The 14,831-nt window shown below is 66.2% G+C and carries 12 protein-coding genes; 2 read left to right on the forward strand and 10 right to left on the reverse strand.

The features are described 5' to 3' along the window. Positions 1–2: 2 nt before the first annotated feature. On the forward strand, positions 3–677 hold the full coding sequence (locus ACFZCE_RS23390) for an RraA family protein (RefSeq protein WP_390942916.1): 675 nt from the start codon (positions 3–5) through the stop codon (positions 675–677). Between the two features lie 22 nt (positions 678–699). Next, positions 700–1,605 (forward strand): dienelactone hydrolase family protein, encoded by a 906-nt coding sequence (locus ACFZCE_RS23395; RefSeq protein WP_390942917.1) that lies wholly within the window; start codon positions 700–702, stop codon positions 1,603–1,605. Positions 1,606–1,625: 20 nt separating this feature from the next. On the opposite strand, the gene ACFZCE_RS23400 is transcribed toward ACFZCE_RS23395, so the two are convergent. The 10 genes from ACFZCE_RS23400 to ACFZCE_RS23445 form a co-directional block, all read right to left on the reverse strand. Further along, complete coding sequence (locus ACFZCE_RS23400) at positions 1,626–2,699, reverse strand: extracellular solute-binding protein (protein ID WP_390942918.1); 1,074 nt, start codon at positions 2,697–2,699, stop codon at positions 1,626–1,628. A gap of 8 nt (positions 2,700–2,707) precedes the next feature. Next, entirely contained in the window at positions 2,708–5,161 is a 2,454-nt protein-coding gene (locus tag ACFZCE_RS23405) for a TonB-dependent receptor domain-containing protein (RefSeq protein WP_390942919.1), read from the reverse strand. Positions 5,162–5,282: 121 nt separating this feature from the next. Then, on the reverse strand, positions 5,283–6,206 hold the full coding sequence (locus ACFZCE_RS23410) for a LysR family transcriptional regulator (RefSeq protein ID WP_390942920.1): 924 nt from the start codon (positions 6,204–6,206) through the stop codon (positions 5,283–5,285). A 95-nt stretch (positions 6,207–6,301) separates the two neighbouring features. Further along, positions 6,302–7,471, reverse strand: coding sequence for an ATP-binding cassette domain-containing protein (locus tag ACFZCE_RS23415; RefSeq protein WP_390942921.1), 1,170 nt, complete (start codon positions 7,469–7,471; stop codon positions 6,302–6,304). Beyond that, the gene (locus ACFZCE_RS23420) at positions 7,449–9,134 is read right to left on the reverse strand and encodes an ABC transporter permease subunit (protein WP_390942922.1); all 1,686 of its coding nucleotides are present in this window, start codon (positions 9,132–9,134) and stop codon (positions 7,449–7,451) included. The genes ACFZCE_RS23415 and ACFZCE_RS23420 overlap by 23 nt, the downstream gene beginning before the upstream one ends. A 41-nt stretch (positions 9,135–9,175) precedes the next feature. Next, the gene (locus tag ACFZCE_RS23425; RefSeq protein ID WP_390942923.1) at positions 9,176–10,279 is read right to left on the reverse strand and encodes an LLM class flavin-dependent oxidoreductase; all 1,104 of its coding nucleotides are present in this window, start codon (positions 10,277–10,279) and stop codon (positions 9,176–9,178) included. Next, on the reverse strand, positions 10,269–11,324 hold the full coding sequence (locus tag ACFZCE_RS23430; RefSeq protein WP_390942924.1) for an ABC transporter substrate-binding protein: 1,056 nt from the start codon (positions 11,322–11,324) through the stop codon (positions 10,269–10,271). Before ACFZCE_RS23430 ends, ACFZCE_RS23425 begins: the two co-directional genes overlap by 11 nt. Further along, positions 11,321–12,439 (reverse strand): LLM class flavin-dependent oxidoreductase, encoded by a 1,119-nt coding sequence (locus ACFZCE_RS23435; protein WP_390942925.1) that lies wholly within the window; start codon positions 12,437–12,439, stop codon positions 11,321–11,323. Before ACFZCE_RS23435 ends, ACFZCE_RS23430 begins: the two co-directional genes overlap by 4 nt. A gap of 28 nt (positions 12,440–12,467) precedes the next feature. Further along, the gene (locus ACFZCE_RS23440) at positions 12,468–13,607 is read right to left on the reverse strand and encodes an LLM class flavin-dependent oxidoreductase (RefSeq protein ID WP_390942926.1); all 1,140 of its coding nucleotides are present in this window, start codon (positions 13,605–13,607) and stop codon (positions 12,468–12,470) included. 256 nt (positions 13,608–13,863) lie between these two features. Continuing rightward, a complete protein-coding gene (locus tag ACFZCE_RS23445) occupies positions 13,864–14,775 on the reverse strand; it encodes a LysR substrate-binding domain-containing protein (RefSeq protein ID WP_390942927.1) in 912 nt (303 codons plus the stop codon). Positions 14,776–14,831 lie beyond the last annotated feature (56 nt).

The following is a 14,831-nucleotide window of genomic DNA, read 5'->3' on the forward strand; positions in this document are numbered from 1 at the left end:
CGATGATCGGATTCAAAGTGTGCGAGCGGGCCCGGCGAGTGGATGAAACCTGGGTGGAGGCGTTCCGCGCCCTGCCGGTGGCAACCCTCAGCGATTCGATGGCCCGCATGAGCGCGGGCGGCGCTGGGCTGCGGCCGTTCTACCGCGGCGCGCGGATGGTCGGCGCGGCGGTCACGGTGAAAACCCGCCCTGGTGACAACCTGATAGTGCACAAGGCGCTGGACATGGCGCAGCCCGGCGACATCGTGGTGGTCGATGCCGGCGGTGACCTGACCAACGCCATCATCGGTGAACTGATGGTCGCCCATGCGCGCCAGCGCCGGCTGGGCGGCCTGGTGATTTTCGGCGCGGTGCGCGACAGCGAGGCGCTGTGCCAGGGCACCCTGCCGGTATTCGCCCTCGGGGCCACCCACCGTGGGCCGTACAAGGATGGGCCGGGCGAAGTCAACGTGCCGATCGCCATCAACGGCATGGTCATTCACCCGGGTGACCTGGTGTGTGGCGATGCCGACGGCGTGCTGGCCGTGCCGTTCGCCGAGGTCGCGGCAGTGTGCGAGGCGGCCACGCACAAATGCGAGGCCGAAGCCGAATTGCTGGCCAGCATCGAGCGCGGCACCTCCGATCGCGGTTGGATCGACGCCCAGCTGCGCCGCCAGGGTTGTACCTTCGAGCCTTGAACCTGTTGAAGTGAGAACCGCCGTGAACGCTTTGCCGATCGCCCGCACGGAAGCCATCCCGTTCGAGACCCACACCCCGACCGATACCCAGTTCCTGCAGGGCGCGGTGACGCGCACTGCCACGATTGCCGGGGTGCTGCGGCTGCCGCAGGTCAACGCCGGGCCGCTGCCAGCGGTGATCGTGTTGCACGGCTCCGGCGGCTACAGCGCTTATATCGACGCCTGGGTGCAGCGCTTGAACCAATGGGGGCTCGCCACGTTCGTGGTCGATAGCTTTAGCGGCCGCGGCTTGCACAAGGTGGCCGATGACCAGGGGCGGTTGGGCCGCCTGGTGGGCACGCTGGATGCCTACCGCGCGCTGGAAACCCTGGCCCGGCACCCGTTGATCGACCCCGCGCGGGTGGCCTTGCTGGGCTTCTCGCGGGGCGGGCAGGGCGCGTTGTACGCGGCGATGCGGCGGTTCCAGGGGTACTACCTGCAGCCGGGGCTGCAATTCTCGCGGTTCATCGCGCTGTACCCCAATTGCGCGGCGCGCTATCAACAGGATGAACAGTTGGTCGAGCGGCCGGTGCACATCTTTCACGGCGCGCTGGATGATTTCAACAGCGCCGCGGCCTGTGCGGGCTATGTGCGGCGCTTGGCGGCGGCGGGTGCGCAGGTCGCGTTGACCGTCTACCCGGGCGCTCATCACGTGTTCGATTGGGAGGGCTACAGCGAACCGCACCGGGCGCCTGGCAATCAATCCCTGCGCGAGTGCCGGATTGCCGAGTCACCCCAGGGGGTGTTGATCAACCAGGCCACCGGGCAGCCGTTCAGCTACGCCGACGCCTGTGTCGTGGCGGGTACCACCGCGGCGTACAATGCCGCGGCGGCGGCTCAAGTGATCGAGGCGATCAAGGGCTTGCTCAGCATTGGCCACCAGCGGTAATGCTGTTCACTCGCCCTTGCTCAATGCCAGATAGCCTGGGTTTTTGCCCGATAGCGTTCGAAGTACGCGTTCACCTGGTCAAACGGGATGGCCGTTTGCTTGAAGTGCGTGATGGGTGGGAAGCCTGCCGGCGCGGCGGAGCCTGGCATGGTGCTGTAGGCGTATTCTTTGCCGGCAATGATCGCCTGCGCGCGCGCGGTGAATAACCAGGCCTTGAACAGCCGTGCGGCGTTGGGGTGGGGGGCGTGGTCAATCAGTGCGACACCCGGCCCGTAGAGGATCGCCACCTGTTCCGGAAAGCTCAAGGCCAGTGGCGCGCCCTGGTCCCGCTGGCGCGCGACGGATTGAGCAGGGGCCCAGAGGACGAAGTCGGTGCGGCCCTGGGCGAGGTTGGCGATCAGCGTCCCAGGCCCATCGGCGACCTGCGCGGCGTCATGCAGGGTGTGCAACTGTTGGTCGCTCAGCACGCCTTCTTCCTGCAACAGAACCACCGCCGCGTCGAAGGGGCTGGCACCGACGAAGCGCACGTGCGCGAAGCGCCCTTTATGCTCGGGAGCGAGGATCTGTGCCCATTCCTGCGGCACCTGTTCAGGCGCCATCCGCTGGGTGTTGTAGGCCAGGGTGAAAACGTTCACCCAAGGAATCTGGAAAAAACCGCGAGGCTCTTTGTACTGGTCGGGCAGGCCGGCGCTGGTCGCCGGGACCTCGGCGGCCAGGCGGTTCTGCCGGGTAAGCTCCGAGAGCTCGCTGTAGCCGGTCAATACGATGTCGCCTACCGGCTGGCCGGAGGCGGCCTCACTGGCCAGGCGGGTGTAGATCTGCGTGGCTTGGCTGGGCTTGAGGGTGATGGCGGGGTAGTCCGCCTGAAACGCCTGCCACAAGGCCACGGTTTCCGGAAACGACGTGTACACCACCAACTCGTGTTCCCCGGCCGCTTGCGCGGCCTGGTAAAGGTCGGCGATTTCCGCGGGCGCGGCCGCCGCCGGCGTGCTTGCGCTGCTGCCGGCCTGCGGGCCACAGGCCGCCAGTGACAAGGCCAGCAGGCTGGCCGCCAGGCCGCGCGCGGGCGCGCTCAAGGCATAGGGGATAGTCATCTTCATCCTTAGAAGCGGTAATCGAGGTTGACGTAGTAGAAGGAACCCTCGGCGCCATCCGGGACGATATGCGCGTACTTGACCAGGTAACCGGACGTGCTTCGCGAAGCTGGGGTGGATTTGTCCGGGTGGGTGTTGAGCAGGTTATTGGCCCCCACCGAGACGGTGAGGTCATGGCTTACGTCGTAGGCGAGGTCCAGGTCGGTCACCCATTGCGGCCCGTAGCTTTTGTCGTAGCTCTCCTGGCCCTCTGGCGCCTTGAGGCTGTAGGTGCCGTAGCGGGTTGCCGCCAGCATGGTGTGCCACGGCCCGAAGCTGTGCCGGGCTTCGAGCCGCAGCTTGTTGTTCGGCGCGGCGTCTTGCGCCAGGCTGATAATGCGCCGGCCGATGGGAATATTGTCGGTGCCCGCCAGTTGGGTAATGTTGGCGACGCTGGTGACCTTGGTCCGGGCGGCGCTGAAGGCTGCGCTGAGGTCGAGCTTGCCCAGGCCGGCGAGGTCCAGGTGCTGTTTGCCCACCACATCGACCCCGTGTGTTTCGGTATCCATGCCGTTGGTGAAGTAACTGGCGCCGATGATATTGGTATAGCCCGCGTCGCTCAGAATCTGCCGTACCCGGCTGCCGGTGAGGTTCTCGGTGAGCACGATACGATCACGCAGGTAGGTTTTGTAGGCGTCTACCGTGACCGAACTGCTGGCGCTCGGGCGCAGCACCAGGCCGAGGGAATAGCTGGTGGACTTTTCCGGCTTCAGGTCGGTCGCGCCTAGCGCCCGGGCGGCGGCTGAGTCTGCCGGGAACAAGTGGATCAACGAGTAATAGTCGGTGCCCGCCAGAATCTGCCCGTCAGTACGCTGATAGCCGATTTGCGACAGCGAGGGCGCGCGATAGCCACTGCTCAAGGTGCCGCGCAGCGCCACCTGGGGCGTAAAGTCATAGCGTGCGGTAAATTTCCCGTTAGAGGTCGTGCCGAAGTCGGAGTAGCGCTCGCTGCGCGCGGTCACGCCCAGGTTCAACTGGTCTGTCAGTTGGTGTTCCGCCCCGCCATACACGCCGATGACGTTGCGCTTGAACACCCCTTCGTCGCTGGGGCGGTAGCCCGCCCCGGGGTTAGGCGTGGAGCCGTTGGCATTGCGGTAGTCGCCGGTCTGCCAGGAGTCTTCATCACCGGCCAGTTCCTCGAAGCGTTCGTTGCGCCAGGCAACCCCGGCGTTGACGGTCACGGGGTGGGCAAGCCCGGCGAAGTCGAGGTCATTGACGTAGTCCAGGGTGGCGTTGTTCTGGTAGAAGCGGAACTGCCCCGAATAGTTCTTGGTGGTGTCTTCAGCGTCGATATAGGTGGGGTTGAGGGTGACGGGCCGATAGTAGCGCGAGCGGTTTTCCCCGTGGGTCAGGGAGAAGTCCCAGCGCCCCAGGTTGCCGGCGTCGTATTTGAGCCCCGTGGTCGCGCCGATGTCCTCGGTTTTCAAGGTGACTTCCGGCACGTAGCCCGAGGGGTACACGTCGCGGCGGTTATTGGCATTGGTCGGCACCACGAAGGGGGTGTTCGCGCGTACCCGGTCGTAGCTGTAGGTGGCGAAGCCGTAGGCCCGCAGGGCATCGCTCAGGCCCACGTCGGCATTCAGCGCGAAGCTGTAGCGGTCCGCGGCGGCATCACCGGTCGCCCAGTGCCTGTCGAACGGGATCTCGCTACCGTCACTGTTATAGAAGTGGCGCTGGTCGCCGGCCGCGGAGCGGGTACTGTTCTTGTCGAGCCCGTCCAGGCTCAGGGTCAGGAAGCCATCCCCGGGCAGGGCGAAGCCCTTCCAGCCACCGTAGCTTTTGCGCAGCCCGTCGCCCTTGCTGTACTGGCCGATACGGGTATTCAAACCACCACCGCTGTCACGCTCCTTGAGCACCACGTTGATCACCCCGGCAATCGCATCGGAGCCATACTGTGCGGCCGCGCCGTCACGCAGCACTTCGATATGGTCAATCGCGCTGACCGGGATCGCATTGAGGTCGGTGTTGGTCGAGCCACGGTCATACACGCTGCCGATGTTGAGCAACGGCGACGTATGCCGGCGCTTGCCGTTGATCAGTACCAGGGTTTCCCCGGATGGCAAGCCGCGCAATGAACCACCGCCTACCGAGTACACGGCATCGGCCTGTTGCATGTTTTGCGGGAAGTGAAACGACGGCAACAGGTTTTGCAGGATGCCGCTCAGGCCCGTGCCCGAGGTGCGCTGCAGTTGCTCCGCGGAAATCACATCCACCGGCGCGCTGCTGTTGAGCGAGGTCGCGTCCGAGCGGCGCGTACCGAGGCTGATGACTGGGTCCAATACGGTGCCGCCTGCCTCGCTGGCGGGCGTGGGCGTGGGCGTGGCGTCCGCGGCTACGGCGGCGGAACCGTTCAGCCCATGGCTGGCGATCAGCACGCTGAGCAAGGTGAGCCTGAACGGGAGGGTGGCGTGGCGAGGTGGCATTTAAAAACATCCTGTCGTCGGTAATGGCTGCCGAAGATAGGTAGTTGTAATGCGCCTGAGAAATAACATTTAAGGCGAGGAACTTCGCCAGAGGAAATATAATTAATAGTAGTGCCTGCTATCAGTATTCATGAGGGGTAGAGCAGTGCCCAGTTGCATAAAGCGTATGGGCGATCTGTTGAATAAAGTTGCGCATCCACAACGCGGCGCTGTCATTGGCCAAGTGCTCGCTCCATTGCAGCACAATGCTTTGCTCGGGAAAGGCGAAGGGCAATGGCAGTATCTTCAGCGGATACAGCCTGGCCATCTCCGCGGCAAAACGTGACGGCACCGTCGACACATAACGGGTGCCGACCAACAAAGGCGCCACGCTGCCATAGTATTCGACGATCATCCCGGTTTTGCGCGCATGGCCGAGGCGCGCCATGGTCGCGGCCTCGAAGCTGAGTGCGCCGCTGTGCCCTACATGGCGCACCACATGCTCGAGTGCCAGGTAACGCTCGATGTCCCAAGCGGCCGCTTGCTCGGGGTGGGCCTGGTCCGCCAACACGCAGTAATGGTCGGTGTAGAGGGTGTCGTAGGGCGCCTCGGGGTTGTGCATGCCGATCGGGCGGATGAAAAAATCCACGTTGGCGGGGTTCGCCGCCGCGCCATGGCTATGCACCCGCATGCCCGGCGCGGCGCTTTGCAGGCAGCGCACCAGTGGCGCGAGCAGCAATATGGAGTCGATGTCGCCGGCATGCAGGCGAAACGAGCGATCGGAGGTGAGCGGGTCGAAACTCTGCCGGAGGCTGATCACCTGGCGGCTGCGGTCGATAAGGTCGCGGACCGGGCCGACCAAGGTTTCAGCGAAGGGTGTTTTGACCAGGCGCCGCCCCCTGGGCACGAAAAGTTCGTCGCCAAAGTGCGCGCGAAGTTTAGCCAGTTGGGCACTGACAGCGGCTTGGCTTACACCGAAGCGTGCCGCGGTGCGATTGACGCTGTCTTCCCTGAGCAACACGTCGAGGGTAGCCAGTAGATTAAGATTTAACGCCAACCCTGCCATGTTTTCCGAGCCCCGCCGTACTGGCTGATGCAAAGTGTTCAGGGTAAAGCCCGGCGCTGCGCGCTGTAATATATCGAATTGGCAACTGCTTAAGTTTATAAAACCTTTGCCAAGGCTGGGCCCACCGCGGCGGCTGCCTGCCGCGGCGCCTCGCTGAGCGTATCGTGGCGGGAGAACCGCGCGGTGTGGGCTATATCGATATGCAGGTAAACCGCCTGGTGGGCGGCCGTTGCTTGAAGAATCGCCGGCAAGGCGGGCGGTGCGATGCGCACGTGCAGCCGTGTGCCAGGGGTTTGCACCTGGGCCAGGTAATGGCCGCCCTGAAACAGCACATCCACCACCTGCGCGGTGATTTTCAGCGCGTGCGGGGCCGGCACGGTGCTCAGGCGCAGGTGCTTGGCCCGCCACGCCAAGGTGCTGGCAGCCCCCGGCTGTACCTGGCCGGGCAGCCATAGCGGGGCGCCAAGGCCGGCTTCATACCAGGCGCCGTCGCCAGCCGTGCGTATGGCCTGCGCCGGCAGGATATTTTCGAAGCCTACAAAGCGCGCCACGAACGCTGAAGCAGGCGCGTTGTAGAGGGTTTCAGGGCGCGCCAGTTGCGCCAGTTGCCCTTGCGCCATGACCGCGACCCGGTCGGCCAGGGCGAGCGCTTCGCTCTGATCATGGGTCACGTATACCCCGGTGTACCCCAATTGCCGGTGCAAGGCCCGTAGCGCTTGGCGCAACTCGATTCGCAGGGTGGCGTCCAGGTTCGACAGCGGCTCGTCGAACAGCAGCACGCCGGGGTTGCCGGCCAGTGCGCGGGCCAGCGCCACCCGCTGCTGCTGGCCGCCCGAGAGGGCGGCGGGATAACGCCCGGCGTACTGCTCCAGGCCGACCCGGCGCAGCGCCGCCAATGCCTGGTCGCGAGCGCCACGGCGGCCATGCCGTGCCTTGACCGGGTAGGCGACGTTATCCAGCACGTTCAGGTGTGGCCACAGCGCATAGCCCTGGAACACCATGCCCAGGTCACGCTTGTGCGGCGGTACGAACTGCCGCCGGGCGCTGTCGGCGACCCGCTTGCCGGCCATGTCGATGCTCCCGCCGTCCGGGTGTTCGAGGCCGGCCAGGCAGCGCAGGGTGGTGGTTTTGCCGCAGCCGCTGGGGCCCAGTAACACCAGGAATTCACCCGGCTCGATCACCAGGTCCACGCCATTGATGGCTTTGGTGGTGTCACCGCCCGCGCCAAAGCGCTTGCGCAGGTCATGCAGTTCGATACGAGTCATCTCGGCTCCGGGTAAACAGGGGCAGCAGGCGCTGCCGTGCGCGCCAGGCCGCCAGGGGCAGCAAGGGCAATAGGATGAACAACAGCAACACGCACAGCAGCGCGGCGGCTTCGCCGGGTTGGCCACGGGCATTGAAGGTGAAGACTTGCGTGGCCAGCGTTTCGAGGCCTGGGCCGCCCAATAACAACGGGATGTCCAAGGCCCCGGCGATGGCGATCAGCGCCAGGTACCAGCCCGCGAGGAAACCCGGCAGGCACAGCCGTAGCGTGATGCTGAACCAGGCAGCCAGTGGGGTGGCGCCGCATACCCGGGCAGCCTCGAACAACTGCGGCGCCACCTGGGCCAGGCTGGCCTGGCCTAGCTGCACGGCGAGGGGCGTCAGCGCGATCAGCAGGGCGATGCTCATCATCGCGAAGCTGCCATAGAGGGCGCGCAGGCCGGGGGTCGCGACATAGGACCAGGTAATGGCCAGGGCCACGACCACGCCCGGCATCGCCAGTGGCGCGGCGGTGCAGAGTTGAATCCAGCGCCGCGGCAAGGCAGGCAGTGACTGTTGCAGTTGCGCCAGGGCCAGGCCGCAGGCCGACACGGTGGCACCCAGGGTGGCCGCTAGCCAGAACGTATTGCCCACCGCGCTGGCGACCCCCGGGCTGGCGAACAGCACCCGGTAATGCACCAGGCCCAGTGGCCCGGCGACCCCTGGCAGCGGTTGGAATGAGGCGTAGATCAAGGTGCCGATCGGCAGCAGTTGGGCCGCGCCGAGGTACGCCCAGACCAACGCCGACAGTGGCCAGCGCGCGTACCCCAGGCTGAGGCCGCCCCGCCGTTGTGCCTTGCCGCCAATACTGACAAAGCCCCGCGCGCCGAGCCCGCGCGTGCGCAGCGCCATGGCCAGCGCCAGCAGCGCCACCAGGCTCAGTGCCAGCGCGCTGGCCTGGCCGTAGCGTGGCTGCGGTTGGCTGAGCCAATCGTACAGTTGCACGGCCACGATCGGCAGGTTGGCCGGTACCCCAATGATCATTGCCAGGTCGAACACCTCCAGCCCGCCCATCAGCGCGAACAGGGCGGCGGCGCTGATGGCCGGGGCCAGCGCCGGCAGGCTGATGCGCCAGAACGTGGCCGTGGCGCTCCGCCCCGCCGTGCGCGAGGCCTCCTCCTGCTCGCTGGCCAAGGCTTTGACCGGGCCCAGCAAGAACAGGTAGCTGAATGCCACACAGCGAAAGGTGTTCACCGCCACCAGGCCGGTGAGCGTCTCGATGTTGAACCTGAACGCCACCCCCAAGCGGCCGAGGATACCGTTCAACAGCCCGGTGTAGGGGTTGGCCAGCAGCTCATAGCCCATGGCGTAGAACAACGAGGGCAAGGCGAACATCACCAGCATGGCCGGGGTGATCGCCCGGCGCCCGGGCAGGTCGCTGCGCACCGCGAGCCAGGCCAGCAGCACGGCCAGTGGTACGGCGATCAGCAGGTTGGCCGAGGCCAGTAGCAGTGCATTGCCCAGTGCCTCGCGCAAGCGTTCGTCGGCCACCAGGGCCCGCCATGCCGCCAGCGTCCAATGCCCTGGCTGGCCAGGCGCGGTGTTGCGAAACGCGCCCACCGCAAGGCTGAGCAGCGGCCCTGCGTAGAACACCCCGACCAGCGCGGCCAACCCCCAAGTGCCCAAGCCCCGGTGCCAACCCGCCCACCTGGCGCCCGGCCCGGCCATCACCCGGTCACCTTTTGCGCGCGGCGGTCCCGCGCGGCCGCGCCAGCGCGCAGGCGATCGAACAGTTCCGCGGCCAATGCGCTATCGGGTTGTGGGTCGCCATCGAAACCCACCGAGAACAGTTCGATACCCAGGTCGTAGTAGTCGAGCACCGCTGCCGCGACGGTTTCCGGGCTGCCGGCAAACGGCGGCCCGCCCATGCCGAACTTCATCAGGCCGGTGTACAGCGCCCGGTCGTGCCAGTCTTGCGCACGGGCGGCGTGGTGCACGCGCTTGAGCCCCTCGCTTTCCACCTGGCCTGCGTCGGTCTGTTGAGCGTGCCGGGCCAAGAGGTCTTCGGCCAATCGCTCGACCTTTTCCCGGGCCTGTGCGTCGGTGGCCGCCAGTACAAAATTGGCGTCGCGCCAGAAGCGCAGCGTGCGCCCGTGGCGGGCGGCGGCCTGGCGTACCCGCGCCAGCAATTGCGCGGTCTGCGCCAGGGGTTCCGGGAACAGCGCATAGCCGTCCATGTGCTGGGCGGCGAACTCGATACCGGCGTCACTGGCACCGGCGGATGACAAGAACGGCAGCGGTGTTTGCAGCGGGCGGATCTGCGACCAGCCCTGGCGAACCTGGTAGAACTCACCGTCGTGGTCGAAAGGCTCGGTCGCGGTCAGGCTGCGCTTGAACACTTCGATGTATTCGCCACTGCGGCGATAGCGGGCAGGCTTGTCGAGCAGGTCGCCATCACGTTGCTGTTCGCGGTCCTGAGAGCCCTGGATAACGTGCAACGACACCCGCCCGCCAGACAACTGGTCGAGCGAGGCGAACGCGCGGGCGGCCAGGGTCGGGGCTTGCAGGCCTGGGCGGTGGGAAATCACCGCGGTGATCCGCTGCGTCTGCGCGAGGCTCCAGGCGGCCAGGCTCCACACGTCGGCGCTCGAGCCGTTCTGCGCGATCAACATGGCGTCCAGGCCGTGGCGTTCATGGCTGCGCGCAAGCTCGACAAGCGCCGTGGGGTCTAGCCTGTAGGGCGGTGGAAAGGCCGCGGGGGTGAACACCGCGCGGGCGGTGCCGGTTTGGCTGCGGCCCATGCCCAGGCGGCCACGCAATTCAAGCGCCATGGTGCACCTCGGTGAGCTCGGCCAGGCTGGCGTGTGCTTGCGCCAACCACTGCGGTTGGGCCCACGCGTCGATGGCAAAATCGTTCTGCAGGTAGTGCTGCTGGCGCAGCCAATCCTTGCCGTGGCGCAAGGCGGCCAGGTTGCGCGCTGCCAGCGACGGGGTGAAGTCAGTGGCCTGAACCACCTCCAGCACGTCGTCGACGGTGGCGTCGTAGGTCACCTGATGGAGGATCCGCGCGGCCTCCAAGGGGTTTTCGCGGATCCAGCGCGCGGCCCGCAGGTTGGCGCGCAACCAGGCCACCGCGACCTCGGGCCGCTCGTCGACCAGGGCCTTGGAGGCGACCAGGGTGTAAGGGGTGGTGGCAATCCGCGCGACCCAGTCCGGTGCATGGCTGAGGTCTTCGATCACCTTGAAACGCCCGGTATTCTCATAGATCCGCGAGCGGCCCTGGGTGCTGTAGATCGCGTCGACTTCACCGCGCTCCAAGGCGGCGAACTCCGGGGTGAAGGGCAATTGCAAGACCCGTTCGGTGTTGCTCGCCGCCGCCCGGGCGGCGCGCCACTCGCCCGAGCTGGGGCTGTGCGCGACATCCACCCAGTGCACCTCGGCATCGCTCACACCGGCGCGGCGCAGGGCCAGTTGCAAGCTGCGTTGAGAATTGGCCCGCCACCAGTCGACGCGGGTGTTGTCTTCGCTGCGCGAGAGGCCCAGGCGTAGGCCCTTAAGGTCGGCCACCCGCCACAGCGGGGCGTCTGCGCGGACCACGACCTGGCCGCCCTGGTTGACCTCGGTGCTGGCCAGCAGCACGGTATCGCTGTGGTCGGCACGGGCCGACAGCGCCGGTACGTTGCCGCCGTCGCGGATCTGGTAACGCTCGCTGTGCCGCGAGTGGATCACCGCGCCCTGGCCGCTGGGGTGGCGTTCCAGGCGCTGGGCGCGGGCATCGACGGCCAGCAGTTCGCTGTCCAGCCAGCCCAGCGCTTTGGACACATGCGATGCCACGTAGACCGGGCAAATGGAGTAATAGAGTGGGTTGGCGCTCATTCAAGGCTCCTGGCGCTTTGAGGGGGAAGGGAGGCGTCATGGGCCGCGACCCGCGCGCGCACCTGGCGTATCAGCTCGGCCAGCAATTGGCGGTCATGCGCACCGATCAGGTCGCTGCCATCGTCGCTCTGGTATTCGCACAAGCCACCCAGGGTGATGCAGGTCACCCCGGCGCGGTAATACTCGAGGACCCGCGCGGCCAGCGTTTGCGGGCTGCCCACCAACGATGGGCCGTGGCCGGTCAGTTCGCTGAGCCCCAGGTACAGCGCGTCGCCGCTCGGTTGCAGCGGGCCGCGGCGTTCGCTGGGCGGTGTGTGCAGGTGGCGGCGTACCTCCTCGGTGATCGCCGTGGCCTTGGCCCAGGCCTGTTCGTCGGTCTCGCCGAGGATCACGTTGAAGCCGCCGGCCCAGAACCCGCCAAGCGTGCGCCGTTGCGCGTGAGCCAACTGGCGCATCCGTTCGATCGCCTGTGCGACTTCCGCCGTGCTGCGGCCGGCCACCGCCCAGACGTCGGCATGGCGCGCGGCCAACTGCTGGCCTGCTTCAGAGCCTCCCGGCATATGCAGCGTCAGCCCGGGGAGCGGTTTGACTGCACTGAACGCGCCCTTGACGCGGTAATACGGGCTGTCGAAATCAAACGCCGTGGTGCTCTGCAAGGTACGCTTGAACACCTGCAGGAACGCCTCGGAGCGCTCATAGCGCTCAGCCTTCGGCAGCCTGTCGCCGTCTCGGCGCATGTCTTCATCGCTACGGCCTTGCAGCAAATGCGCGTGAATGCGCCCGCCAGACAACTGCGACAGCGTGGCGAGGGTGCGCGCGGCGAGCGTGGGTTGCTGCCAGCCCATGCGCAAGGCGCCGACCAGGTGCAAGCGGTCGGTCGCCGCCAGCGCCCAGCCGCAGCACGCCCAGACATCCGGCCGGGCGCTGTTGGTAGGGATCAGGCTGCTGTCATAGCCCAAGGCTTGTTGTTCACGGGCGGCGCGGATGATCACCTGGGCGTCGGCGGTGGTACGGGTAGGCGATGGCACGAAGAAGGCGGCGTAACGCCCGGCTTCGCTATCGCGGGTTGGGCGTTTGCCGCAAAACGGCAGGCGGCCGCGGATGTCTATGGGCATGCGAGCTCCGGAGCTGCGAAGGCAGCGTTCAATAGGCCGCGCGGGCTACGCCGCGCTGGGCGTCGATGAGCAGGGCCCCGTGGTGCAGGGCGTCGATCAACGCTTTCAATAACGCCAGTTGCTCAGGGTCACTGCAGCTGCGCCCCTGGGCATCGAAACGGTTGGCAATGCCGCCCAGGGTGATGGTCTCGATACCCAACTGGTAGAAGTCCAGCAGGTGCCGGGCAAGGCTGTCGACACTGCCCACCAAGGTGTAGCCATGCCCGGTGAGCTGGTTGAGCCTGGGGTACCAGGCACCACTGTGTTCATGGGCGCCCCATTGCTGCAGCGCCGCTTGCGCGTTGCCATGGTCGTAGGCTGGCGTGCTTGCCTTTTCGGCCTGCAAGGTGTCGGCGATCTGGTGCGCCCAGGCCCAGGCCTGCGCGTCGGTCGTTCCAAGAATGATGTTGGCATCGGCCCAATAGCCGAGCGGGCGGGTGCGCCCGAGTTGGTCTGCCTGCAAGCGGATCCGCGTGATCGCGCGCGAAGCGGTCTGCTCGGTGGCGATCGGCACGCTGTACACATCGGCGTAGCGCGCGGCCAGGGTCACGCCATGATCGGACGTTCCCGGAATCGAGATCGTCGGGCGAGGGCGCTGGGCCGGTTGGATATCCGCCTGGGCGTTTTCCAACTGGTAGAACTGCCCGTGGTAGTCGAACGGCTGGTCGCTCTCCAGCGTGCGGGTGAAAACGTCCAGATACTCTTCCGCCAGCGCGTAACGCTGGGGCTTAGCGAGGAACATGCCATCGCGCTGAACGTCGAGGTCGTCGCGGCCCTGCAATACATGCACGGCGGCGCGGCCGTTGCTCAAACGGTCCAGGGTGGCCAGCGCGCGCGCCGCCACGCTTGGCAACTCAACGCCCACCCGGTGGGCGGCCACGACCGCCAGGCGCTGGGTGGCGCTCAAGGCCCAGCCCACGACCGGCCACACCGCGGGGCCGGTGGCGCGTTGCGGATAGAGGGTGCTGTCGTAGCCCAGGCGCTCCTGCTCCTGGGCCGATGCGGCCACGACAGCGCTGTGAAAGCCCGGCGTGCCGGCCGGGCGATAAAACGCCAGGTATTGCTCGAGCGCGGTGTGGGGGCCTGTGTAGGCTTGGCTGGCCAAGCGGCCACGAAGTGCTAGCGGCATGAAATAAAGCTCTCGATCAAAGAGGGTGTATTAATCGAAAACTTTGGCCGAGAAGGAAATATCGTTTAAGCGCACGTGCCGGTGTTTGTGTAATAACCGTTATTGTGATCGGTGGCTTAAGTAAATGTTATTAAATAAGCAGCGTTTGAAGTTAATAGCGCCGGCGTGAAAGATTGCCTGCTCTTTGCGCCTTGATGCGCGGGCCGTTTCGCAACCCGGCGGGTAGCACTGTTCGCTGAGTTCAACACGGGCCCGCCTATTCGCCCGCGGCGCGAAACGCCTCGGCGCAAAACTCGATGAACGCCTTCAGCTTCGCGGCCTGCTGGCGCCGTGAAGGGTAGAGCGCATAAAGGGCGAAGCGCTCGTCTGGCCAGTCTGGAAACAGGTCGACCAGCCGGCCCTGCCGCAGCAAGGCTTCGGTGCCCAACGCCATGACCTGGGCGATACCGCCATCACGTACGCAGGCTTCGAGCATGGTGCCGACGTCAGACACCAACAGGCGCCCCTCGGCGGGGAGGGTGATGACCTGGCCGGCGCGGTGGAACTCCCATTCGAAGGGCTTGGACGCCGCCGCGTTGAAAAACAGAATGCGTGAGTGTTGGACCACCTCGTTCGGGTGTGCCGGCCGGCCGTGGCGGGCAAGGTAGCCCGGTGAGGCCACGGTGATGATGCGCGTGTCGAGCAGTTTGCGGGCGATCAGGCTGCCGGCCGCCGGCGGGCCAAAGCGGATGGCCAGGTCGAAGCCATCGGCGACCAGGTCACCTACGTTATCGCGCATGATCATCTCAACCGCCAACGCCGGGTGCAGCGCGAGGAATTCCGGTAGCCGCGAGGCCAGCACAGTCCTGGAGAAAAACGGGTCGAGGTTCACCCGTAGCTTGCCGCGCACCACGCCCGAGGCACCGGACACCACCGCCGCCGCCGCTTCGATGCCCGCCATGTGCGGGCCGATGGCGTTCACCAGCCGGCGGCCTTCGTCGGTCAGTGCCTGGGCACGGGTGGTGCGTTCGAGCAGGCGCACGCCGAGGTGTTTTTCCAGCCGGCTGATGGCCCGGCTGACCCCTGAAGGCGACAGCCCCAGCGCGTCGGCGGCGCGCACGAAACTGCCGCTTTCAACCACCGCCGCGAGCACGGTGATGCCTGAGAACAAGCGCCCATCGAATGTCATGGTTCACCCTGGCTTGCCATTATTAGTGATTTTAGTCATTTCAGCATTGACCAGAG

Origin of the sequence: Pseudomonas sp. NPDC007930, from assembly GCF_042958985.1 — a bacterium.
Taxonomy (GTDB): domain Bacteria; phylum Pseudomonadota; class Gammaproteobacteria; order Pseudomonadales; family Pseudomonadaceae; genus Aquipseudomonas.